The sequence below is a fragment of the Xanthomonas sp. WCS2018Noco2-27 genome (genome assembly GCF_031843525.1).
GTDB lineage: Bacteria > Pseudomonadota > Gammaproteobacteria > Xanthomonadales > Xanthomonadaceae > Xanthomonas.
This window is the reverse complement of sequence record NZ_JAVTIK010000011.1, coordinates 1-24,704: the sequence shown is the minus strand read 5'-3', so window position 1 is coordinate 24,704 and position 24,704 is coordinate 1. Positions and strand designations below refer to the sequence as shown.

Genomic DNA, 24,704 nt, shown 5'->3' with positions numbered 1-24,704 from the left:
CGCGCCGTCTGCAAGGATCCCCCATGCCGTCCCGTCCCCTGCTGTGTGTCGACGACGAGTCCAGCAACCTGGCGACCCTGCGCCAGCTGTTGCGTGAGGACTTTGCGCTGGTGTTCGCCAAAACCGGTGGCGAGGCGCTGGACGCGGTGGCGCGCCATGCGCCTGCGTTGATCCTGCTGGATGTCGAACTCCCCGACATGGATGGCTATGCGGTGGCGCGCACGCTCAAGCAGCAACCCTCCAGCAATGCCATCCCGATCCTGTTCGTGACCTCGCGCAACAGCGAGCACGACGAGCGCGCCGGGCTGGAAGCGGGCGCAGCCGATTACGTCAGCAAACCGTATTCGCCGGCCTTGCTCAAGGTACGCATCAACACCCAGCTCAGGCTGGCCGAAAGCGCGCGCCTGGCGCAGCAATACCGCGATGCGATCCATCTGCTGGGCACCGCTGGCCAAGCCCAGGACGCCGACACCGGCGCGCATATCTGGCGCATGGCGGTGTATGCCCGGGTGCTGGCCGAAACCGCCGGCTGGTCGCCGCAGCAGGCGCAGATGCTGCAGGATGCCGCGCCACTGCACGACGCCGGCAAGATCGCCGTGCCCGGCAGCATCCTGCACAAGCCCGACACGCTGGACGAGCACGAGCGCTCGGTGGTGCGGCAGCACCCGCAGGCAGGACACGACCTGCTACGGCACGGCCGCGGACCGGTCTTCCAGATGGCCGCCGAAATCGCACTGCATCACCACGAATGCTGGGACGGCAGCGGCTATCCCACCGGCCTGGCCGGCGAGGCCATTCCGGAATCGGCACGCATCGTCGCAGTAGCCGATGTGTTCGACGCGCTGTGCGGACGGCGCGCCTACAAAGCGCCGTGGACGGTGGAAGACGCGATGCGCAAGTTGGAAAGCATGTCGGGCAAGCAATTGGAACCGCGTCTGGTTCAGCATTTCCGCGATTCCCTGGCGAGGATCCTGCTGGTCAAGGAGGCCTGGGACAGCCCGACCGCACAGCGCTGATCCCACACTTTAGGAAGCGCTGCGGGCTGCACAGTGCTTGTTGCTTGTTGCTTGTTGCTTGGTGCTTGGTGCTTGTTGCTTGTTGCTTGGTGCTTGGTGCTTGGTGCTGGCCATCGCAGCACGGCCGGCATGCATAGCCTAGCCACCGCCGCGCCCCGCACGGAAACCTACCTTCCCTTCTCCCACCGGGAGAAGGTGGCGCGCAGCGCCGGATGAGGGTACGACGCAGCCATCGCCATCCAATGAACCTGGGCGTTGCTTTGCACGCTATGCCAGTCACTTTCTCGCTGCCTAGCAACCGCCGCGCCCCGCACGGAAACCTACGTTCCCTTCTCCCACCGGGAGAAGGTGGCGCGCAGCGCCGGATGAGGGTACGACGTAGCCATCGCCATCCAATGAACCTGGGCGTTGCTTTATGCGTTATGCCAGTTGCTTTGTCGCTGCCTAGCAACCGCCGCGCCCCGCACAGAAACCTACCGTCCCTTCTCCCACCGGGAGAAGGTGGCGCGCAGCGCCGGATGAGGGTACGACGCAGCCATCACCACCACACCCACCAGACATCGCCTCCACGCAGTGCCGTTGCTATGCCGCGCGCCGCCACACGACCGGCTCGAACACTGATGCATTCTTTCCGATCGAGAACGCGGCCAATCTGCGCTACAGGAAGCAGCGCTCCGGCGCGCCTCCTCCATCCACTGAGGACGACCGCACGCGCACTGCCCACCGCAGCAGCTTGTCCCCCCAACACAGCCAACGCCGGCCACACTCCCAACCGCACGCAGCGTTGCCGCCACGCGCTTGAACCGTGCGCCACGCAGGCGGACAATGCCCATGCTGCGCCGCACAACACCGTGCGACGCGGGCCGATCCGGCGCCTCCAGGCGTCGTGGACACGGCCCGGCAACCGAGAGTCCGATGTCTTCCAGCGTGTCCGAGGCCGGCGTCACGCCGCCGCGTTATCCCGACTACCGCATCATTTCGCTGATCCTGGCGTGCGCCATCTTCATGGAGCAGATGGACGCCACGGTGCTGGCGACCGCGCTGCCGACGCTGGCGCGCGACTTCGGCGTTGCCGCGCCCGCCATGAGTATCGCCATGACCAGCTATCTGCTGGCGCTGGCGGTACTGATCCCGGCCAGCGGTGCCATCGCCGACCGCTTCGGCCTGCGCCGCGTGTTCGGCGCTTCGATCTGGGTTTTCGTGGGCGGCTCGATCCTGTGTTCGCTGGCCGACAGCCTGCCCACCATGGTGGCCGCGCGCGTACTGCAAGGCGCTGGCGGCGCGATGATGGCCCCGCTCGGGCGCTTGATCCTGCTGCGCACCGTGGAGCGCCGCCATCTGGTGTCGGCGATGGCCTGGACGCTCGTCCCCGCCTTCATCGGCCCGATGCTGGGCCCGCCGCTGGGCGGCTTTTTCGTGTCGTATCTGGATTGGCGCTGGATCTTCTACATCAACGTACCGATCGGCATTGCCGGCTTTTTGCTGGTGCGCCGTTTCATCCCGGAAATTCCTACCGACACCGCACCGGCACGCTTCGACCTGCGCGGCTTCGTGTTGTGCGGCACTGCACTGGGTTGCTTGTTGTTCGGCCTGGAAATGGTCAGCCAGCAGGACGGCATCGGCATGGCCAGTTGGTTGCTGGCCACCGGCGCGGCCGCGTCGGTGGGATATCTGTGGCATGCGCGCCACCACCCGGCACCGCTACTCGATCTGACTCTCCTGCGCATCGACTCGTTCCGGCTGTCGGTGATCGGCGGTGCGCTGATGCGCATCACCCAGGGCGCGCAGCCGTTTCTGTTGCCGCTGCTGTTTCAGATCAGCTTCGGTTTCAGCGCTGCGCACAGCGGGCGGCTGATTCTGGCCACCGCACTCGGTGCGTTGCTGATGCGCACCATCACCCCGCAATTGCTGCGCCGCTTTGGCTACCGCAACAGCCTGATCGGCAACGGCGTACTGGCCAGCCTGGGCTACATGGTGTGCGCGCTGTTCCGGCCCGACTGGCCGCCGGCGCTGATATTTGGCTTGCTGCTGTGTTGCGGCGCCTTCATGTCGTTCCAGTTCGCCGCCTACAACACCATTGCCTACGAAAACGTGCCCAGCGCGCGCATGAGCCGCGCCAGCAGCCTGTACACCACGTTGCAGCAGCTGATGCTGTCGGTGGGTGTCTGCGCCGGCGCGATGATTCTCAAACTGGCGATGCTGGCCGGCGATCACACCCAACCGGCACAACGCGATTTTTCGCTGGCGTTCTGCGTGGTCAGCCTGATTTCGCTCAGCGCCACCTGGTGGCATGTGCGCTTCGACAAGAACGCCGGGCAGGAAATGAGCGGACACCGCGCTTCGCGCGGCTGACACTGACACAGCCGTGGCGCAGCCGACGAAAGCTGCCGTCATGCCTTCGATCAAGGCGTGGTGTTGGCGCGCCGTGACGCGGCCTCCGCACGCGTGACCAACAGAAACGCCAGCGGAAGCCCGATTTCGATGGCGACCGCCGGGAAAATACCGGCGTTGACATGCCCGGCAGCCCATTCCGACACGCCCAACACTGCCAACGATAGGCACGCGGTGGCAAAGCCGGCAATCACCGCGCGGCGCCCCGGCGATGGCGGTACCGCGCGTACCAGCAACAGCATCACGCCGATGGCCCCATACATCGGCGCGGCGCGGCGACCGACCACGCCTAAAGCGTTGCTGTCGAAGGCGACACCCCAGTTGGCCAGCATGGTCGCAGGCGCCAGCAACCAGACAGCGCCCAGCGCGAAAAACAATAGGGCCGACAGCGTGGCCAGGTAGCGGAATGCCCGCGATGCAGTGGGCGCGCTCATGCGTTCACATCCACGACAGTACGCCCCTGCACCTTGCCATCCAGCAACTGGGCGGCAATCTGCGGCACCTCCGCCAGCCCGACTGCCGTCGTGGTCAATGCCAGCTTGCCCAACTCCAGATCGTGCGCCAGACGCGACCACGCCTGCAGGCGTACCGCCTGCGGCGCGTTGACCGAATCGATACCGGCCAACGTGACGTTGCGCAAAATGAAGGGCAGCACCGAGGCCGGCAATTGAATGCCCTGCGCCATGCCGAACGAGGTCACCACGCCGCGATACTGCGTCTGCGCAAGCGCGTTTGCCAGCGTGTGGCTGCCCACCCCATCCACCACGCCTGCCCAGCGCTCCTTGCTGATCGGCGCGCCGGGTTCGGACAGAGTGCTGCGGTCGATGACCTCGGCAGCGCCCAGGCTGCGCAGATACGCGGCCTGCTCCAGCCGGCCCGTGGAGGCGACCACGCGATACCCCAACCCTGCCAGCAAGGCGATGGCCACCGAACCGGCGCCGCCATTTGCGCCGGTCACCAGGATGTCGCCGCGTTCGGGGGTCAGCCCGCCGTGCTCCAGTGCCATCACCGCCAGCATGGCGGTGTAGCCGGCCGTGCCGATCGCCATCGCATCGTGGGTGGAAAATGCCGCCGGAATCTTGATCAACCAGTCGCCAGGCACCCGCGCCTTCTGCGCGTAGCCGCCATGATGGGTCTGGCTCAGGCCCCAGCCATTGGCCAGAACGCGGTCTCCGACCGCAATGCCGGGATCGCTGGACGCTTCGACCACACCGGCTAGATCGATGCCGGGAATCAGCGGAAAACGGCGAATTATCGGGCCGCGTCCGGTCACCGCCAACGCATCCTTGTAGTTGACGGTCGAGTAGTCGACGGCAATCGTCACCTCGCCCGGCATGAGGTCGTCTTCGTTGAACCGGACGAGTTTGGTAGCAACCGTCTCGCCGGTTTGCGTGGCGAGCAATGCATTGAAGGTCATTGTCTTCTCCTGATGGGATGGATTGAGGCCGCGGGTGAGCGCGTCCCTGATTGCAGTCAATGACGCAGTCAATGACAACGCTGCGGCCAGTTGACGATCACCCCGCTACGGGACTGCGATGGCGATGCGGTGCGGGATCTCCGGTGATGCGGTGCCACCATTCGGCGCAAGACGCTTTCCGCTGCGGCAACGAAGTCGCTTGAGTCGGGCTGACGTGGACGGCGATGATCGCCTGCAACGTTTGCTCGATGGGCGTGTCGCTTCAGCGGCTCGTCGTACAGCGGGGGGATCGGCGTCGCGCCAAGCACATGGCACTCCTACAAGGAGTGGCCACGCGTGAGCTGGCGTGTCAGTAAAAGCGCATTTCGCTAAAACATTTCGCTAAAAGCAGCTAGCAAAACGACTGTGCTTACCGCCAGGCCGGCGCGGCCGGTGCTCGGTGCGGCATGCACCACGCGTACATTCCGGTTCTGAACGCGCCATCCACACGCACCTGACAATTGCTCGCTACGGTTTGTTAGCCGTTCTTGGCACGCGGCGCTACCGCCAATCCCTCGACCACGCCGGACGCAGGTGCACTTCTCTCGGTCAGTTGGAGGGTTGCAACGACGACAGGATCTGGTCACGACATACCGCAATGACTTCGTCGGCCAGTGGCGAATCGTTCGGACACGACCGCGACAGCACGATGGCACCGATGGCGTGCGCCAGCATGTTCAGCGTGTTGACGCGCTCATCTGCTGCCTCGGCAGTACCGGGCGCGGCCCCGCTGCGGTCGAGCGCGGCCAACAGGTTTTCGACCCCGGCTGCAAACGCTTCGCGCACTTGCTCCGGCTGACGCGCGGCTTCGGCGCCCAGCGCAGCCATCGTGCAACCGGTGGCCGGGCTGTCGCGATGTCCGCGCGACAGATAAAAGTTCACGAAATCGGTCTTGTCCACGCGCTCGGACTGTGTCGCGATGTTGGCCAAGCCGCAGGCTGCCGATTCGGCCATCAAATCTGCCTTGGAGCCGAACTGCTTGTAGAAACCACCGTGGGTGAACCCTGCAGCGGCCATCAGATCGGCAATACCGATCCCTGCATAACCGTGCTCGCGAAACAGCACCGAAGCGGTTTCGACGACATGCGCCCGGTTCGCCTGTGCCTGTGCTTTGGTCACTTTCATCGTTGCGACGCTCCGTGGGGGGAATGGGGACAGCGACAGCATACTTTGATGTTGCGCGTCATCAAAGTATTGACACCTTAGATTTTATTCGTAATCTTTGCATCCGCCGTCTTTCTGAGCATCCTCAATGCCCACGCGTCGCTGCCCGCTCCCTCTGCCCTGGGCAACCTGACGCGACCCAGTCGCATCGCGATGGTCCCGGTGACACGTCACCGTGCAGGCGTCGGCCGGCGCCCGGGGCGCTTGCGGCCACGTCGTGCGCCTTTCCACCTCTCTCACTCAAGGAATTTCCATGACCGCACTTCCCGCTGTCCTCATCACTGGCGCCTCCACCGGTATTGGTGCTGTTTACGCCGAGCGCTTCGCCCAACGCGGCCACAACCTGGTGCTGGTCGCACGCGACAAGGAACGGCTGGACGCCCTGGCCGCGCACCTGTGCGACACCCATCGCGTCAGCGTCGATGTGCTGCAGGCCGACCTGACCCAGCCGACCGACCTGAGCACCGTGGAAACCCGCCTGCGCGACGACGCGCAGATCGGCATCCTGGTCAACAACGCCGGCATGGCGCAATCGGGCGGCATCGTGCAGCAAAACGCCGAGGCGATCGACCGCCTGATTGCGCTCAATGTCACCGCGTTGACGCGCCTGTCCGCCGCCGTTGCGCCGCGCTTTGCGCAGTCCGGCAGCGGTGCGATCGTCAACATTGGATCGGTCGTGGGGTTTGCGCCCGAATTCGGCATGAGCGTCTATGGCGCCACCAAGGCCTTCGTGCTGTTCCTGTCGCAGGGCCTGCACGTGGAGCTTGGCGCCAAGGGCGTGTATGTGCAGGCCGTCTTGCCGGCCGGCACGCGCACCGAGATCTGGGAACGCGCCGGTATCGACATCAACACGCTGAGCGACTTGATGGATGTTAACGAACTGGTCGACGCCGCGCTGGTCGGCTTCGATCGCCGCGAACTGGTCACCATTCCGCCGCTTCACGTGGCCGAACGCTGGGACGCACTGGATGGCGCGCGCCAGGGTTTGCTGTCGGACATCCGGCAGGCAAACGCCGCAGAGCGCTATCAGCTGACGAGCTGAGCTGCATTGCTGCCCGCATGGCTCGCATGGCGAACGGTGCGGGCCTGCGATGCTGTGTCGTGCCTGCGCAAGCGCGCACAGCTTCACTACGTCATCAGCACGCATCCAATAACGCAGAAGGCCGCCCCAGGGCGGCCTTCTGCGTTATTCATTGGCAACACAAGCTCATCCGCTGATGACAGGCAGCGTGACGGCGGAGCAATCGCTCTGCCGTCATGCCGCGCACGCTAATTACAGCCCGTGCGCCGCCAACTGCCCCAACCGCTGCACGGCCACCGACACGGTCGGATAGTCCAGCGTCTTCTGCTCGGCCACATCGCTCAACATCGCCAGGGTGAAGCGCAGGCTGGAATCGTCGCGTGCCATCCAGTTGGCCACCTTGTCCTCGGCACTGCTGCCGGGCATGGTCAGCACCTGACCCACCAGCGCACGCTGATGCGCGGCCAGTTCGTCGCGCAGCACGCCACGTGCCACCGCATGCCAGCGGCCGTTGACCTCCAGCGCGTCGATCTGCTCGAACAACCACGGCAGCCGCAGCGCATCGCCCAGACGGAAATGCACCTTGGACACTTCCACCGGCTTGAGCTTGCGGGTGCGCGCGGTTTCGATGATGTCGAACGCCGGTTCCAGATAGCGCAACTCGGACAGCTGCTGTGCCAGTGCCGGCGGCAGGCCCTTGTCCTGCCATTCCTGCACGCTGGCTTCGTACAGCGGTCGCTGGGTGTCGGACAACACGCCCGACGCCACCCGGATATCGTTGAACGGGCCGTGGTAACGCTCCACCGCTGCGGTGATGCCCGGCATCTGGCCCGGACGCAGCAACAGCCAACGCACGAACGAGCGTTGCAGGCGCCAGATCACTTCCAGTGCATCGATCTGCACTGACTCGGGCACCTTGCCGTCCAGCGCATCGATCTGCGTCCACAGTGCGCGCGCGTCCAGCGTTTCGCGGCTGATGGTATAGGCCTTGGCGACCTCGCCAATGCTGCGGCCGGTGTCTTCCTGCATGCGCATCAGGAAGGTCGCACCCATGCGATTGATGGTGGTGTTGGTGACCGCGGTGGCGATGATTTCGCGCTTGAGGCGATGGCGCTCCATCGCATCGGCGTACTTCTTCTGCAGCGGCTGCGGGAAGTAGCGCTGCAATTCCTTGGACAGATACGGGTCTTCCGGAATATCCGATTCCAGCAGCTGCTGGAACGCCACCAGCTTGGAGTACGACAGCAGCACCGACAGTTCCGGCCGCGACAAGCCCTGCCCGCGCGCCTTGCGTGCCGACAGTTCTGCATCGGACGGCAGGAATTCGATCTGGCGATCGAGCAGGCCCTGCAATTCCAGCGTGCGGATGAAGTGCTGCTTGGAACCCAAGCGCTTGACGCTCATGCGCTCCATCAAGCTGATCGCCTGGTTCTGGCGATAGTTGTCCCACAGCACCAGGTCGGCCACTTCGTCGGTCATCGACGCCAGCAGCTTGTTGCGTGCGTCGTAGGTGAGCTTCTTGGCCTGCACCATGTCGTTGAGCAGGATCTTGATGTTCACCTCGTGATCGGAGGTGTCCACGCCGGCCGAGTTGTCGATGAAGTCGGTGTTGAGCAACACGCCGGTCTGCGCCGCTTCGATGCGGCCCAGCTGAGTCAGACCCAGATTGCCGCCCTCGCCCACCACCTTGCAGCGCAGCTCGCCGCCGTTGACGCGCAAGCCGTTGTTGGCGCGATCGCCCACATCGGCATGCGATTCGCTGGAGGCCTTGACGTAGGTGCCGATACCGCCGTTCCAGAACAGGTCCACCGGCGCCTTGAGGATGGCGTTCATCAGGGCGTTGGGCGAGAGCTGCTTGACGTTGGCCTCAAGCCCCAGCGCCTCACGCACCGGCGCGCTGATGTCGATCGACTTCAACGTGCGCGGATAAATACCGCCGCCGGCGCTGATCAGCTTGGCGTCGTAATCGGCCCAGCTGGAACGCGGCAGCTTGAACAGGCGCTCGCGTTCGGCGAACGAGGCAGCCGCATCCGGCGACGGGTCGAGGAAGATATGCCGGTGATCGAACGCGGCCAGCAGGCGGATATGCGTTGAAAGCAGCATGCCGTTGCCGAACACGTCGCCGGACATGTCGCCGATGCCGGCCACGCTGAAGTCCTGGCTCTGGCAATCGCGGCCCATCGCACGGAAGTGGCGCTTGACCGACTCCCACGCGCCACGCGCGGTGATGCCCATGCCCTTGTGGTCGTAGCCGACCGAGCCGCCAGAGGCGAACGCATCGCCCAGCCAGAAGCCATGATCCAGCGCCAGGCCATTGGCGATGTCGGAGAACGTCGCCGTGCCCTTGTCGGCGGCGACCACCAGATACGGGTCGTCCTGATCGTGGCGCACCACCTGCGGCGGCGGCACGATCTTGCCACCGACGATGTTGTCGGTGATGTCGAGCAGGCCCTGGATGAACAGCTTGTAGCAGGCGATGCCTTCGGCCTGGATCGCGTCACGATCGCCACCGACCGGCGAGCGCTTGACGTAGAAACCGCCCTTGGCGCCGACCGGCACGATGACGGTGTTCTTGACCATCTGCGCCTTGACCAGGCCCAGCACCTCGGTGCGGAAATCCTCGCGACGGTCCGACCAGCGCAAGCCGCCACGCGCCACTGCGCCAAAGCGCAGATGCACGCCCTCCACGCGCGGACCGTAGACGAAGATTTCGCGATACGGACGCGGCTTGGGCAGGTCCGGCACGATCGCCGAATCCAGCTTGAAGCTGATGCAATGGCCGTACTTGCCGTGCTTGTCGGTCTGGTAGTAGTTGGTGCGCAGCGTGGCATCGATCACGTCGATGAAGCTGCGCAGGATGCGGTCTTCGTCCAGGCTGGACACACGGTCCATCAGCTTGAGCAAGGTGGCGCGGGTGGCCTCCTGCTGCGCAGTGCGGTCGCCGCCGCGTGCCGCGAGCACCGGTTCCAGCGCCTTGCGCGTGGCCTCGTCGCTACCTGCCAGCGCGAACAATTCTTCGCGCAGACGTTCCTGCCCGGCAAAGATCTGTGCCTTGGTTTCGCTGCCGGTAGACGGGTCGAAGCGCGCTTCGAACAGTTCCACCAACAGCCGTGCCAGCAACGGATAGCGGGTGAACGTGGCTTCGACGTAAGCCTGCGAGAACGGCACCGCGGTCTGCAGCAGATACTTGCAGTAACCACGCAGCAATGCGACCTGGCGCCAGTGCAGACCGGCGGCCAGGATCAGACGGTTGAAGCCGTCGTTTTCGGCATCGCCATTCCAGATACGCTCGAACGCTTCGCCGAAACCGGCATCGGCATGCGCGGCGTCGATCTTGCCCGCGGTCGATTCGACTTCGAAATCCTGGATATAGACCGGCGTCTCGCCCACCTGCAGCCGATACGGCCGCTCGGAGATCACGCGCAGGCCCATGTTTTCCATCATCGGCATCGCATCCGACAGCGGGATGTCGTCGAGCTGACGGTACAACTTCAAACGCAGGCCTTCGCCGGCATCCAGCCGCACGCCGTCGTCGCGACGGATTTCCTGCAGGCTCAGATGCAGATCGTCCGGGCCATCCAGGGTTGCCAGATGTTCGACGTCGGACACCGCCGATTCGATCGACGACTCTTCGATGTAGCCGGCCGGCAGCGCGCGGCCGAAATTGGCGGCCATGCGCAGGCCATTGGCCTCGCCGTGACGTGCCACCAGCGCTTCGCGCAGGGCATCGCGCCAGTTGCGCAGCAGATGCGCCAGGCGCGATTCGAGTTCGGTGGTGTTGAACTCCAGCGCTTCGCCGCTCTTGGGCCGCACGATCAGATGCAGCTGCGCCAGCGGCGACTCGCCCAGCACCACCGACGAATCGATGTATTCGCCGTGCAACGCGTCTTTCAACAGCCCTTCGATGCGCAACCGCACATCGGTGTTGAAGCGCTCGCGCGGGATGTACACCAGCGCAGAAATGAAGCGGCTGTACTTGTCGCGGCGCAGGAACATGCGGCTACGCACGCGCTCCTGCAAGCCCAGGATGCCGATCGCGGTGCGGTACAGCTCTTCTTCGTTGGACTGGAACAACTCTTCGCGCGGCAGCGTCTCAAGGATATGCCGCAACGCCTTGCCGCTATGGCTGCTCGGGGTCAGCCCCGACTTGCTCATCACGTATTCGTGGCGCTGCCGCACCAGCGGAATTTCCCACGGACGGCGGTTGTAGGCGCTGGAGGTAAACAGGCCCAGGAAGCGCTGCTCGCCGACGATACGGCCCTTGCCATCGAATTCCAGGATGCCGATGTAATCCATGTAGCCAACGCGATGCACGCGCGAACGTGCATTGGTCTTGGTCAGGATCAACGCGTCCTTGCGCTTGGACGACGCATTCAAGCCATGCGCCGCCAGCGTGGTCACCGGGCGCGCCGGCGAGGTGTCGTGGCCGCGCATCAGGCCCAGGCCGGTTTCTTCCACCGGTGCCAGCACGTCCTGGCCGCCCTGCTTCTCCACGCGGTACTCGCGGTAGCCGAAGAAGGTGAAATGGTCGGCAGCAGCCCAGCGCAAGAACTCCTGCGCTTCATGGCGGCTGATGTCGTCGATCGGCAGGCGGCGGGTGGCCAGATCGTCGGCCAGCATCACCATCTTTTCGCGCATCGAGGCCCAGTCGTGCACGATGGCGCGCACTTCGCCCAGCACCTTGCGCACCGCCGCTTCCACCTTGGCCATCTCATCGGCCGGCTGGCGGTCGATCTCCAGCACCATCAACGATTCGCTCTTGCCCTCGCCCACCGCGGTCAGCTTGCCGGCCTTGTCGCGCGCGATGCGCAGCACCGGGTGGCCGAGCACATGCACGCCGATGCCCAGGTCCGACAAGGTCATGCTGACCGAGTCCACCAGGAACGGCATGTCGTCGTTGACGATCTGCAGCAGCGTATGCGGCGACTCGTAGCCATGGCTCTTCAGGGCCGGGTTGAACACCCGCACATTGACCGTGCCGGCTTTGCGCACGCGCGCAAATTCCAGCATGTCGGCCGCCAACGCCGCCCACTGCTCGGGCGGATGGTTCGGGAACTCGTCCTCTTCCATGCGCCGATAGAAATCGGCCGCGAACAACTGGACCTCGGACTGTCGGGCCGCCGGGTAGCGCTTGCGCAACGCGGCAAACACCGGCTCGAGGGTGACCGCCTGCGGTTCGGTGGCAAGCACGGGGACGGCACGTTCGGCGACCGGTTTGACCGACGTCGTGGACGATTTCGAAGCGGCTTTCTTGGCTGTCATGAGAGAGCTGGGATGCTCGGTGGAAAACCTGAATTGTACCGATGCGCCGTGACAACGCCTTGCTGCATAGCGCAAATGCACGGCACGTAGCAGGCGCGGCAGTGGCGCAAAAGCCGTATGGCTCTGTAGTTTCCCCACCCCTGGCCGGCCGCAGGGTCGCTGGATCGCCAGATCCGGCAAAGTCCGGTCGAATGCTTGGCACACAAGGCGTTGCGCAGACCAAACTGCGATCGTCAAGGCTGTTTAAAAACTAAACTGGACGGTATAGTCTACCGCCATGACTCCTCGTTCCCCCCGTGCTGCCCGGCGTTCGGACTGCGATCGCCGCATCCATGCTGCCGTGCATACGTTGCTTGCCGAGCGCGGCATGCGGCTGAGCATGGACGCGGTGGCCGAGCGCGCCGGCTGTTCCAAGCAAACGCTCTACAGCTATTACGGTTGTAAAGAGAATCTGCTGCGCGATGTCCTGCAGGACCACGTGCACCTGGCCACGGTACCGCTGGACGCGGTGTCCGGCGATCTGCGCGAAGATCTGCTGGCCTTCGCGCTGGCCCATCTTGACCGCCTCAACAGCCCGGATGTGTTACAGACCTGTCGTTTGGTGGAAGCCGAGTCGCACCGGTTCCCCGATCAATCCCAGCAGATCTTCCAGGAGGGCGTCGTCGGTATGCAGCAGCGCCTGGCGCATCGCTTCGAGCAAGCGATGGCCGCCGGCCAGCTGCGCCATGACGATCCGCACTTCATGGCCGAGCTGCTGCTCAGCATGATCGTCGGGCTGGATTTCGATCGCCAACGGTTTCAGGTTCCCCATCGCGCCGGCCTTGCCGCCAGGCAGCAGTGGGCGCAGTTCGCCGTCGATACCTTTTTGCGGGCGTTTGCCGCGGCCAACGCCGCGCCTGCGCTGGCCCCGCTTGCTCTTCTCACTTCAAGACCCTAACGGAGTTCCTCCTGATGATTGCCCCGCTCCGCACCTTCGGCCTGGCCTTGGCCATCACCGTGGCGCTCGCTGCCTGCAGCAAGCCCGAACAACAGCAGGCGCCGCCGCCGCCGGAAGTGTCGGTGCTGGAAATGAAGCCGCAGACGCTGCCCCTGGAGCGCGACCTGGTAGGTCGCCTGTCGGCGTTCCGCTCGGCCGACGTGCGCGCCCGCGTGGACGGCGTGCTGCTCAAGCGCTTGTACACCGAAGGCACCGACGTCAAGGAAGGCCAGCCGCTGTTCGAGATCGACCCGATGCCGCTGCGTGCCACGCTGTTGCAGGCGCAGGGCCAGCTGGCCGCCGCGCAGGCGACCTACGCCAACGCCCAGGTCGCCGCCAAGCGCGCGCGCAGCCTGGCGCCGCAGCAATACGTCTCGCGCGCCGACATCGACAACGCCGAAGCCACCGAGCGCTCCTCCGGCGCCAACGTGCAGCAGGCGCGTGGCCTGGTCGAGTCCGCCCGCATCCAGCTCAGCTTCGCCAGCGTCACCTCGCCGATCACCGGCCGTGCCGGCATTCAGCGGGTCACCGAAGGCGCGCTGGTCGGCTCGGGTGAAGCCACCCTGCTGACCACGGTCGACCAGATCGACCCGCTGTACGTGAACTTTGCGATGAGCAGCGAAGAACTCGCCGCGCTACGCCAGGCGCAGAGCAGCGGCAACGTGCAGCTCAGCGGCGACGGCAAGTCCACCATCAACGTGGAGCTGGGCAACGGCACTCTGTACCCGCACCCCGGCACGCTGGACGTGTCGGCAGTGACGGTGGACCCGAGCACCGGTGCGGTGTCGCTGCGCGCGACCCTGCCCAACCCGGAACTGGCGCTGCTGCCGGGCGCATTCGTCACCTTCAAGGCCAGCCTGGGGCAGCGCAACAATGCCTACCTGCTGCCGCAGCAGGCGCTGCAGCGCGATGCGATGGGCGCCTATGCATTGGTGCTGGGCAAGGACGGCAAGGTGGTGCGCAAGAACCTCACTGTCGACGGCCAGCAAAAGGGCCAGTGGATCGTGACCGGCGGCGTGACCCCGGGCGACCAGATCATTGTCGATGGCGTGCAGAAGGCCAAGGAAGGTCAGCCGGCCAAGGGCGTGCTGTGGGATCCGAACAAGCCGGCCGCCGGTGGCCAGCCGGGTCAGCCCGGTGCACCTGGCGCGGCTCCGGCCGCAGGCCAGGCTGACGATGCGAAGGCCGCACCGGCTGCAAACGCAGCCGATGCCGCGGCGCCGGCAGCGCAGGAACAGCCCAAGCAGGATGCGGCCGCGCAACCGGCCGACTCCCAGTCAAAGCAGCAGTGACGGAACCCGGACATGCCTAAGTTTTTTATCGAACACCCGATCTTTGCCTGGGTGGTGGCGATCCTGATCTCGCTTGCGGGCGTGATCTCGATCCTGAATCTGGGTATCGAGTCGTACCCCACGATCGCCCCGCCGCAGGTCACCGTCACCGCCAACTTCCCCGGTGCCAGCGCCGATACCGCCGAAAAAGCGGTGACGCAGGTCATCGAGCAGCAGCTCACCGGTATCGACCACCTGCTGTACTTCAACTCCTCGTCGGCCTCCAACGGCCGCGTGACCATCACCCTGACCTTCGAAACCGGCACCGACGCGGATATCGCGCAGGTGCAGGTGCAGAACAAGGTGTCGTTGGCCACGCCGCGCCTGCCGTCCGAAGTCACCCAGCAGGGTGTGGTGGTGGCCAAGGCCAACGCCGGCTTCCTGATGGTGGCGGCACTGCGGTCGGACAATCCGTCGATCAACCGCGATGCGCTTAACGACATCGTCGGCTCGCGCGTGCTCGAGCAGATTTCGCGCGTTCCCGGCGTCGGCAGCACCAACCAGTTCGGCGCCGAGTACGCGATGAACATCTGGTTGAACCCGGAGAAGCTGCAGGGCTACAACCTGTCGGCCACCCAGGTGCTGACCGCGGTACGTAACCAGAACGTGCAGTTCGCGGCCGGTTCGGTCGGTGCCGACCCCACGCCGCAAGGCATCAGCTTCACTGCCACGGTATCGGCGGAAGGGCGTTTCAGCTCGCCGGAAGAGTTTGAGAACATCATCCTGCGCACCGACAACAACGGTGCAACGGTGCGCCTGAAGGATGTCGCGCGGGTCACCGTGGGGCCAAGCAACTACGGCTTCGATACCCAGTACAACGGCAAGCCCACCGGTGCCTTCGGCATCCAGTTGCTGCCGGGCGCCAACGCACTGAACGTGTCCGAGGCGGTCGGTGCCAAGCTCGACGAACTGCAGCCCACCTTCCCGCAGGGCGTGACCTGGTTTGCGCCGTACGAATCGACCACCTTCGTGCGCATCTCCATCGAGGAAGTGGTGCACACGCTGGTGGAAGCCATCGTGCTGGTGTTCCTGGTGATGCTGCTGTTCCTGCAGAACTTCCGCGCCACGGTCATCCCGACCCTGGTGATTCCGGTGGCACTGCTGGGCACCTTCTTCGGCATGTACGCCATCGGCTTCACCATCAACCAGCTCACCCTGTTTGCGATGGTGCTGGCGATCGGCATCGTGGTGGACGATGCGATCGTGGTGATCGAGAACGTCGAACGCATCATGAGCGAGGAGCATCTGGAGCCGAAGGCGGCCACGCAGAAGGCGATGACCCAGATCACCGGCGCGGTGGTGGCCATCACCGTGGTGCTGGCGGCGGTGTTCATCCCCTCCTCGCTGCAGCCCGGCGCCTCCGGCGCGATCTACAAGCAGTTCGCGCTGACCATCGCCATGTCGATGGGTTTCTCCGCGTTCCTGGCGCTGACCTTTACGCCGGCCTTGTGCGCCAGCTTCCTCAAGCCCACCCATTCGGACAAGAAGAACTGGGTCTACCGCACTTTCGATAAGTACTACGACAAGCTGGCGCATCGCTATGTCGGCGTGGTGGGTCACACGCTGAAGCGCTCGCCGCCGTGGATGATCGTGTTCGTGGTGCTGGTGGTGCTGTGCGGCTTCCTGTTCACCCGCATGCCGGGCAGCTTCCTGCCGGAAGAAGACCAGGGCTTTGCGGTGGCCATCGTGCAGTTGCCGCCGGGCGCCACCAAGATCCGCACCAACGAAGCGTTTGCGCAAATGCGTGCGGTGCTGGAAAAGCAGCCGGCCGTGGAAGGCATGCTGCAGATTGCCGGTTTCAGCTTCCTGGGCTCGGGCGAAAACGTTGGCATGGGCTTCATCCGGCTCAAGCCGTGGGACGAGCGTGACGTCACTGCCGAGCAATTGATCCAGCAACTCAACGGTGCCTTCTACGGCATCAAGGGCGCGCAGATCTTCGTGGTCAACCTGCCGACCGTACAGGGCCTTGGCCAGTTCGGCGGCTTCGACATGTGGCTGCAGGATCGCTCCGGCGCAGGCCAGGAAGCCTTGACCCAGGCGCGCAACATCGTGCTCGGCAAGGCAGCGCAAAAGGCCGACACCATGGTAGGCGTGCGCCCGAACGGCCTGGAAAATTCGCCGCAGTTGCAGTTGCATGTGGACCGCGTGCAGGCGCAGTCGATGGGCCTGGAAGTCAGCGACATCTACAGCTCGATCCAGCTGATGCTGGCACCGGTGTACGTCAACGACTATTTCTCCGAAGGCCGCATCAAGCGCGTCAACATCCGTGCCGACGATCAGTTCCGTACCGGCCCCGAGTCGCTGCGCAACTTCTTCAGCCCGAGCACGACAGCGGTGGGTGCCGATGGCCAGCCCGGCATGATTCCGCTGAGCAACGTGGTCAAGGCCGAATGGACGTACGCCTCGCCGGCGCTGAATCGCTACAACGGCTATTCGGCGGTGAACATCGTCGGTAACCCTGCCCCGGGCGGTAGCTCCGGTCAGGCGATGACGGCGATGGAAGAGATCGTCAACAACGATCTGCCGCCGGGCTTCGGTTTCGACTGGAGCGGCATGTCGTACCAGGAAATCATTGCCGGTAACGCGGCGACGCTGCTGCTGGCGTTGTCGGTGGTGGTGGTGTTCCTGTGCCTGGCCGCACTCTACGAGAGCTGGTCGATTCCGGTGGCGGTGCTGATGGTGGTGCCGATCGGCGTGCTGGGTGCAATCGTGTTCTCGATGCTGCGCGGTCTGCCGAACGATCTGTACTTCAAGATCGGCATGATCACGGTGATTGGTCTGGCGGCAAAGAACGCGATCCTGATCGTGGAATTTGCGGTGGAGCAGCGCGCGGCGGGCAAGACCCTGCGCGAGGCGACCCTGGAAGCGGCGCATCTGCGTTTCCGCCCGATCCTGATGACCTCGTTCGCCTTCATCCTGGGTGTGTTGCCGCTGGCGATCTCCACCGGTGCCGGCGCCAACTCGCGTCACTCCATCGGCACCGGCGTGATCGGCGGCATGGTGTTCGCCACCGTGCTCGGCGTGATCTTCATCCCGCTGTTCTTCGTGGTGGTGCGCCGCATGCTGGGCGACAAGCTGGACGAGCAGTCCAAGGAATATCTGGTCGCACAGAACGACTCCGGCACGCACCGTCCGGATCGTTGATCGATCGGTTGATTGCAAGACGAAAAGCCCCGGCAATGCCGGGGCTTTTTTGTTGTGCTGTCCTTGGCATGGGGCAGCACACCGCAGGCACCCGCACTAGCAACCTGCCGCGCAGGTCGCTACCCCCCACATGCAGTGCGACCGGCGCTGGCATTGTTGCGATCTGCCCTGGCACTGCACTGCAGGAGCGCACCCGGGCGCGAACGCTCTACCGGTAACGCCCGTCGCGCCCAGGTGCGCTCCTACGAGATGGCGATGCTCGGAAACGCCAGCGCACGTCATGCGCAGGTCGTCACTCGCACATGCATTGCGATCCGCACTGGCATTGTTGCGATCCGCACTGGCACTGCACTGTAGGAGCGCACCTGGGCGCGATGGGGCTTGATCGACCGCGATCAGGGCTGGCGGTAACGCTGGGTCGCGCCCGGGTGCGCTCCTACGGTGGTGTATCGCTCGCTACGTCCGATCGGATTTGCGGGCAGCGGTCGAACCGCGCACCACGCAACGCCCGGTCATGACCATGCGGCGGATCGGTAGCTGCGGGTTGCTCAGGCGTTCCAGCAGCAACGACATCGCGGCGCGGCCCATGTCTTCGACTGGCTGTTCGACCACGGTGATGCCCGGTTCGACCAGGTCGGTCCAGCGCTCGTTGTCGAAGCCGGCCAGGGCCAGGTCCTGCGGCAGCCGCAGGCCGGCGGTACGCGCGGCTTTCAATGCGCCCATCAGCAGCAGGCTATTACTGGTGACGATGGCTTCGGGCCGGCTGTCGCTTGCCAGCCACTGTTCCAATTCGACAATCGCCGCTTCGGCGGTCGGCGCCACTTCGCGGTAGTCCGGGGTCAGTCCTTGCATCCGCATCGCCGCCAGATAGCCGTCGCGGCGCTCGGCCGCGGTGGTGCTGGTGCTGCCGAACAACCCACCGATGCGTCGGTACCCCTGCGCCTGCAGGTGCGTGACCAACTCGCCCATCGCCGCGGCGTTATCCAGTACCACGCTGTCGTAGCGGCTGCCGGCGCCGGCACGGTCCACCAGCACCGTGGGGTAATCCAGGGCCAGTTCGTGCATGCGCCCCACCGTCACCCGGGTCGGGGCAAAAATCAGCCCGGTGATGCGTTCTTCCTGCATCAGCTCCAGATACAGCGCCTCGCGCTCGGGATCTTCATCGGTATTGCACAGGGTGACGCGCATACCGGCACGGTAAGCGACCTCTTCCACCGCACGGATCAGGGACGTGAAGTACGGGTTGCGGATATCGGCCACGATCACGCCGAGGATGCCGGACTGCTGGGATCGCAATCGCCGCGCCATCAGATTGGGGCGGTAACCGGTCTGACGGACGGCCGCCTCGACCTTGGCACGCACCTCCTGGCTCACCGGGCCGGTGCCCAGCGCGCGCGAGACTGTGGACTTGGACACACCGGCCACCCGGGCCACGTCATTGATGCTGATACTCACTGGGACCGTTCCCGCTCCATTTGCGCACCTGACCCAGGCGCGGTGTCAGTTCCGATGCTAACCCGAAAGCACTATAAGGATTTTGTGCACTGCACATTGACCTGGATCGTGGGAACGTTCCCACTATACTTCCCAGCCTGATCCCCCCATCGGAGCCCGCCTTGTCTTCTCCGTCGCCAGCCCCCGTCACTCCCGAGCTCATCCGCCTGCGTGCCCACGCCCGCGACAAGGACGATGCCATCGCCCAGGCTGCGCAACTGCTGGTCGCCGCCGGCTGCGTGGCACCCGGTTACGACGCCAGCATGCGCCGCCGCGAAGGCCTGGCGAATACCTTCCTGGGCCATGGCCTGGCCATCCCGCACGGGGTGGGCGAAGACCGTCACCTGGTGCACCGCGACGGGATTGCGGTGCTGCAGCTGCCCGAGGGCGTGGAATGGAACCCCGGCCAGATCACCCGGCTGGTGGTGGGCATCGCCGCACAGTCCGACACCCATATCACCCTGCTGCGCCGGCTGACCCGGTTGATCCAGGACCCGGCGCAGCTGGAAGCGCTGTTCACCACCGACGACCCCGGCGTGATCGTGGCCGCGCTCACCGGCGACCGCGCGCCCGACACCAGCGCCGCGCCGGCCACCGATCTGGCCGAGCGCTTCGAGTGGACCATCGCCTACCCCAGCGGCCTGCATGCGCGCCCGGCCACGCGCTGGGCCGAAACCGCGCGCGGCTTCTCTGCGCGTGCGCAGGTGCGTGCCGGCGACCAGGCCGCCGATGCCAAGAGCCTGGTCGGCCTGCTGCAGCTGGGCCTGCGTGCCGGCGACAGCATCACCGTCTCGGCCGAAGGCAACGATGCGGCGGCGCTGCTCAAGCGCCTGCGCGCGGTGATGGACAGCCTGACCGCACAGGAAAAGGCCGATGCCGAACGTGCCGCGCAACGCCGCGCCGCACCGGTGGTCGGCTGGACCCCGCCGCAGGCGCAGCCGGCCATCGTCGGCATCGGCGCCAGCCCGGGCGTGGCGATCGGCATCGTGCACCGCCTGCGTGCGGCGCAGACCGAGGTGGCCGATCAGCCGGTCGGCCTGGGCGATGGCGGCGCACAGCTGCACGATGCGCTGACCCGCACCCGCCAGCAGCTGGCGGCGATCCAGGACGACACCCAGCGCCGTCTCGGCGCCTCGGACGCGGCCATCTTCAAGGCCCAGGCCGAGCTGCTCAACGACACTGACCTGATCACCCGCACCTGCCAGCTGATGGTCGAAGGCCATGGCGTGGCGTGGTCCTGGCACCAGGCAGTGGAACAGATCGCCTCCGGCCTGGCCGCGCTGGGCAACCCGGTGCTGGCCGGCCGCGCGGCCGACCTGCGCGATGTCGGCCGCCGCGTGCTGGCCCAGCTCGACCCATCTGCAGCGGGCGCCGGCCTGACTGATTTGCCCGACCAGCCCTGCATCCTGCTGGCCAGCGACCTGTCGCCGTCGGACACCGCCAACCTGGACACCGCACGTGTGTTCGGCCTGGCCACCGCACAGGGCGGCCCGACCTCGCACACCGCGATCCTGTCGCGCACCCTGGGCCTGCCGGCGCTGGTCGCGGCCGGCGGCCAGTTGCTGGAGATCGAAGACGGCGCCACCGCCATCATCGACGGCAGCAGCGGGCGCCTGTACATCAACCCGTCCGCGCAGGATCTGGACGCGGCACGCACCCACATCGCCGAACAACAGGCCATCCGCGAGCGCGAAGCCGCACAGCGCGCCTTGCCGGCCGAAACCACCGACGGCCACCACATCGACATCGGCGCCAACGTCAACCTGCCCGACCAGGTGGCGATGGCACTCACCCAAGGTGCCGAAGGCGTCGGCCTGATGCGCACCGAGTTCCTGTTCCTGGAAAGCGGCAGCACGCCTACCGAAGACGAGCAGTACGCGACTTATCGCGCCATGGCGCAGGCCTTGGACGGCCGCCCGTTGATCGTGCGTGCGCTGGACATCGGCGGCGACAAGCAGGTGGCGCATCTGGAATTGCCGCACGAAGAAAACCCGTTCCTGGGCGTGCGTGGCGCGCGCCTGCTGCTGCGTCGCCCCGACCTGCTGGAGCCGCAGTTGCTGGCGCTGTACCGCGCGGCCAAGGACGGTGCGCGGCTGTCGATCATGTTCCCGATGATCACCTCGGTGCCGGAGCTGATCGCCTTGCGCGAAATCTGCGCACGCATCCGCGCCGAGCTGGATGCACCAGAGGTTCCGATCGGCATCATGATCGAAGTACCAGCCGCCGCCGCGCAGGCCGACGTGCTGGCGCGGCACGCGGACTTCTTCTCGATCGGTACCAACGACCTCACCCAGTACGTGCTGGCGATCGACCGCCAGAACCCGGAGCTGGCCGCCGAAGCCGACAGCCTGCATCCGGCGGTGCTGCGCATGATCCGCAGCACCATCGAAGGCGCGCGCAAGTACGAGCGCTGGGTTGGCGTGTGCGGCGGCCTGGCCGGCGATGCGTTCGGCGCCAGCCTGCTGGCCGGCCTGGGCGTGCAGGAACTGTCGATGACGCCTAACGACATCCCCGCGGTAAAGGCGCGCCTGCGGGCATCTTCGCTCGACCAATTGCAGCAGCTGGCCGAGCAGGCGCTCAATTGCGAAACCGCCGAGCAAGTGCGCGCTTTGGAAGCCAAGCGCGAGGGCATGGCATGAGCTTGCAGGCCCTCACTGTCACGCTGAATCCGGCGATCGACCAGACCATCCGGCTCGACAGCCTGCAGCCCGGCGCAGTGCATCGCGCCAGCAGCGTGCGTAACGATGCCGGCGGCAAGGGCATCAACGTGGCTGCGTGCCTGGCCGATTGGGGCACCGATGTGGCCGCACTTGGCGTGCTCGGCGGCGGCAATGCCGGCGTGTTCGAAGCGCTGTTCCGCGAGCGCGGCATCGTCGACCACTGCCAGCGCGTGGCCGGCGAAACCCGCACCAATCTCAAACTGGTGGAAGCGCGCAGCAACGACACCACCGACATCAATCTGCCCGGCCTGCAACTGACCAGCGCGCATCTGCAAAGCGTTGCCGATCAACTCGCGCCGCTGCTGCGCCCCGGCCTGCCGGTGGTGTTGTCCGGCAGCCTGCCAGCCGGCCTGCCCGACGACAGCTGGGCGCAGCTGCAGGCGCAGGCCGGCGCCGCCGGTGCACGCGTGCTGCTCGATACCAGCGGCGCACCGCTGGTGGCCGCACTGAGCGCAGCACGCGATGCGCTGCCTTACGCAGTCAAGCCGAATCGCCACGAACTGGAAGCCTGGACCGGCCGCCCGCTCGCCGATCGCGCCGCACTCAGCGCCGCTGCGCACGAACTGCTGGCACGCGGCATCCAGCTGGTGGTGATTTCGATGGGCACCGACGGTGCGTTGTTCGTGCAGCGCGACCAGCGACTGATCGCGCGCCCGCCACGCCTGGCACACGGCAGCAGCGTTGGCGCAGGCGATGCGATGGTGGCCGGCCTGGCCGCTGCGCTGCTGGATGCGAGCACCGATCTGGAGCAGTGCGCACGGCTGGCCACGGCGTTTTCGATGTGTCGGCTGGAAAGCGGCGACGCGCGCAGGCTCAGCGCCGACGGCGTGCGCCGTGCCGCGGCCGAAGTCGTGATCGAGACGCTGTCGTGAACGCTGCCTTCCATAAGGCGGCGACCGGCACGCAGGTGTCCGCGGCCTATTCCGACCGCAGTCGTCCCGGCACGCGCCACCCGCACGCGTAACGCCCCCAATTCCCCCCGCCGGCCACACCGGCGACCGCAATACAGCAGGAGTTTTGCCATGTCCTCTTCCATCGTGGTCATCGCCGCCGGCGAACGCAGTACCGAAGCCGTTCTGGCGGCCGAGGCGCTGCGCCGCGCGGCCACCGCCGCCGGGCGCAGCGTGACGATCGAAATCCGCAGCGACCAGGGCGTGCTCGGTGCGCTACCGACTGAACTGGCCAGCGGTGCCGCGCAGGTCCTGATCGTCGGCGATGCCGATGCCGACAGCGCACGCTTCGGCGACGCACAACTGCTGCGGCTGAGCCTGGGCGCCGTGCTGGACGACCCGGCCGCCGCCGTCAGCCAGCTCGCCGTGCCCACCGCAACGACCAGCACATCGGCAGCGACCGACGCATCCGGCGCAGGCGGCAAACGCATCGTTGCGATCACCTCCTGCCCCACCGGCATCGCGCACACCTTCATGGCCGCCGAAGGCCTGCAGCAGGCCGCAAAGAAGCTCGGCTATCAGATGCGCGTGGAAACGCAGGGCTCGGTCGGCGCGCAGGACGCATTGACCGACGAGGAAATCCGCGCGGCCGACGTCGTCATCATCGCTGCCGACCGCGAAGTGGACCTGGCCCGTTTCGGTGGCAAGCGGCTGTTCAAGAGCGGCACCAAGCCGGCAATCAACGATGGCCCGGCACTCATCCAGAAGGCGCTGGCCGAGGCCGGCGTACAGGGCGGCGCAGCCCCGGTCGCAGGCGCCAGCGCCACATCGGACAACAAAGGCAACGGTCGCACCGGCGCCTACAAGCACCTGATGACCGGTGTGTCGTTCATGCTGCCGTTCGTCACTGCCGGCGGCCTGTTGATCGCGCTGGCCTTCGCGCTGGGCGGCATCTATGCCGGCGACGACGCGCATCAGGGCACGCTGGCCTGGTCGCTGTTCCAGATCGGCGCCAAGGCCGGCTTCACCTTGATGGTTCCCGCGCTGGCCGGTTACATCGCCTACTCCATCGCCGACCGCCCCGGCATCGCGCCCGGCATGATTGGCGGGCTGGTCGCGGCCAATCTCAATGCCGGTTTCCTCGGCGGCATCATCGCCGGCTTCATCGCCGGCTACGGCGTGGCCGCGCTCAACCGCTACATCAAGCTGCCGCGCAACCTGGAAGGACTCAAGCCGGTATTGATCCTGCCGGTGCTGGGCACCCTGTTGGTCGGTCTGGCGATGATGTACGTGTTCGGCCAACCGGTCGCCGACCTGCTGGCCTGGCTCACCGCATGGTTGCGTGGCATGCAAGGTAGCAGCGCGCTGCTGCTGGGCCTGTTGCTGGGCGGCATGATGGCTTTCGACATGGGCGGGCCGGTCAACAAGGCCGCCTACGCGTTTTCCACCGGCCTGATCGCCAGCCAGGTCTACACCCCGATGGCCGCCGCCATGGTGGCCGGCATGACACCGCCGCTGGGCATCGCGCTGGCCACCTGGCTGTTCCGCAACCGCTTTACCGTCGAAGAACGCGGCTCGGCCACCGCCGCCGGCGTGCTCGGGCTGGCCTTCGTCACCGAAGGCGCCATCCCGTATGCCGCGCGCGACCCGTTGCGCACCATTCCGGCGCTGATGATCGGCTCGGCCGTGGCCGGCGCGATTTCGATGTCGGTCGGCGCCGAGCTCAAAGCTCCGCATGGCGGCATCTTCGTGCTGCTGATTCCCAATGCCGTCACCCACCTGGCGATGTATGTGCTGGCACTGCTGGCCGGCGTGGCGGTCACTGCGATTGCCTTGCGC

14 protein-coding genes and 1 other RNA gene are annotated in these 24,704 nt (G+C 65.9%); 10 read left to right on the top strand and 5 right to left on the bottom strand.

The annotated features are described in order from the left end of the window. Positions 1-23: 23 nt before the first annotated feature. Together RQH86_RS16575 and RQH86_RS16570 are read left to right on the top strand one after the other, a co-directional pair. Positions 24-1,016 carry an HD domain-containing phosphohydrolase gene (locus RQH86_RS16575; protein ID WP_311240277.1) on the top strand — a complete coding sequence of 331 codons (993 nt, stop codon included), beginning with the start codon at positions 24-26 and terminating at the stop codon, positions 1,014-1,016. Between the two features lie 915 nt (positions 1,017-1,931). Continuing rightward, the gene (locus RQH86_RS16570; RefSeq protein WP_311240276.1) at positions 1,932-3,368 is read left to right on the top strand and encodes a DHA2 family efflux MFS transporter permease subunit; all 1,437 of its coding nucleotides are present in this window, start codon (positions 1,932-1,934) and stop codon (positions 3,366-3,368) included. A gap of 50 nt (positions 3,369-3,418) precedes the next feature. Here the strand turns inward: RQH86_RS16570 and RQH86_RS16565 are convergent, their stop codons facing one another. Beyond that, positions 3,419-3,841: a hypothetical protein gene (locus RQH86_RS16565; protein WP_311240275.1), complete on the bottom strand. Its 423-nt coding sequence runs from the start codon at positions 3,839-3,841 to the stop codon at positions 3,419-3,421. Further along, positions 3,838-4,824 (bottom strand): MDR family oxidoreductase, encoded by a 987-nt coding sequence (locus RQH86_RS16560; RefSeq protein WP_311240274.1) that lies wholly within the window; start codon positions 4,822-4,824, stop codon positions 3,838-3,840. Before RQH86_RS16560 ends, RQH86_RS16565 begins: the two co-directional genes overlap by 4 nt. 446 nt (positions 4,825-5,270) lie before the next feature. On the opposite strand from RQH86_RS16560, the gene RQH86_RS16555 reads away from it, so the two are divergent. Further along, a non-coding RNA gene (locus tag RQH86_RS16555) (sX9 sRNA) lies at positions 5,271-5,347 on the top strand. 65 nt (positions 5,348-5,412) lie between these two features. On the opposite strand, the gene RQH86_RS16550 is transcribed toward RQH86_RS16555, so the two are convergent. Continuing rightward, the gene (locus RQH86_RS16550; protein WP_311240273.1) at positions 5,413-5,988 is read right to left on the bottom strand and encodes a TetR family transcriptional regulator; all 576 of its coding nucleotides are present in this window, start codon (positions 5,986-5,988) and stop codon (positions 5,413-5,415) included. 292 nt (positions 5,989-6,280) lie between these two features. On the opposite strand from RQH86_RS16550, the gene RQH86_RS16545 reads away from it, so the two are divergent. After that, positions 6,281-7,069 (top strand): SDR family oxidoreductase, encoded by a 789-nt coding sequence (locus RQH86_RS16545; protein ID WP_311240272.1) that lies wholly within the window; start codon positions 6,281-6,283, stop codon positions 7,067-7,069. Between the two features lie 231 nt (positions 7,070-7,300). On the opposite strand, the gene RQH86_RS16540 is transcribed toward RQH86_RS16545, so the two are convergent. Further along, positions 7,301-12,310: an NAD-glutamate dehydrogenase domain-containing protein gene (locus tag RQH86_RS16540; RefSeq protein ID WP_311240271.1), complete on the bottom strand. Its 5,010-nt coding sequence runs from the start codon at positions 12,308-12,310 to the stop codon at positions 7,301-7,303. A gap of 277 nt (positions 12,311-12,587) precedes the next feature. Between RQH86_RS16540 and RQH86_RS16535 the strand changes: the two genes are divergently transcribed. Genes RQH86_RS16535 through RQH86_RS16525 form a run of 3 tightly spaced genes read left to right on the top strand, consistent with a single transcriptional unit; the run spans position 12,588 to position 17,761 of the window. Next, positions 12,588-13,247 carry a TetR/AcrR family transcriptional regulator gene (locus tag RQH86_RS16535; RefSeq protein WP_055851754.1) on the top strand — a complete coding sequence of 220 codons (660 nt, stop codon included), beginning with the start codon at positions 12,588-12,590 and terminating at the stop codon, positions 13,245-13,247. Between the two features lie 14 nt (positions 13,248-13,261). Beyond that, positions 13,262-14,578 (top strand): efflux RND transporter periplasmic adaptor subunit, encoded by a 1,317-nt coding sequence (locus RQH86_RS16530; protein WP_311240270.1) that lies wholly within the window; start codon positions 13,262-13,264, stop codon positions 14,576-14,578. A 12-nt stretch (positions 14,579-14,590) separates the two neighbouring features. Further along, on the top strand, positions 14,591-17,761 hold the full coding sequence (locus RQH86_RS16525) for a multidrug efflux RND transporter permease subunit (protein ID WP_055851747.1): 3,171 nt from the start codon (positions 14,591-14,593) through the stop codon (positions 17,759-17,761). A gap of 456 nt (positions 17,762-18,217) precedes the next feature. Here RQH86_RS16525 and RQH86_RS16520 read toward each other — a convergent pair whose 3' ends face one another. After that, positions 18,218-19,216, bottom strand: coding sequence for a LacI family DNA-binding transcriptional regulator (locus RQH86_RS16520; RefSeq protein ID WP_311240269.1), 999 nt, complete (start codon positions 19,214-19,216; stop codon positions 18,218-18,220). A 161-nt stretch (positions 19,217-19,377) separates the two neighbouring features. Between RQH86_RS16520 and ptsP the strand changes: the two genes are divergently transcribed. The 3 genes from ptsP to RQH86_RS16505 form a co-directional block, all read left to right on the top strand. After that, on the top strand, positions 19,378-21,894 hold the full coding sequence (gene ptsP / locus RQH86_RS16515; RefSeq protein WP_311240268.1) for a phosphoenolpyruvate--protein phosphotransferase: 2,517 nt from the start codon (positions 19,378-19,380) through the stop codon (positions 21,892-21,894). Beyond that, positions 21,891-22,847, top strand: a complete 957-nt coding sequence (pfkB, locus tag RQH86_RS16510) for a 1-phosphofructokinase (RefSeq protein ID WP_311240267.1) — start codon at positions 21,891-21,893, stop codon at positions 22,845-22,847. Before ptsP ends, pfkB begins: the two co-directional genes overlap by 4 nt. 150 nt (positions 22,848-22,997) lie before the next feature. Beyond that, the coding region (locus RQH86_RS16505; RefSeq protein WP_311260731.1) for a fructose-specific PTS transporter subunit EIIC at positions 22,998-24,704 on the top strand (1,707 nt) is incomplete at its 3' end.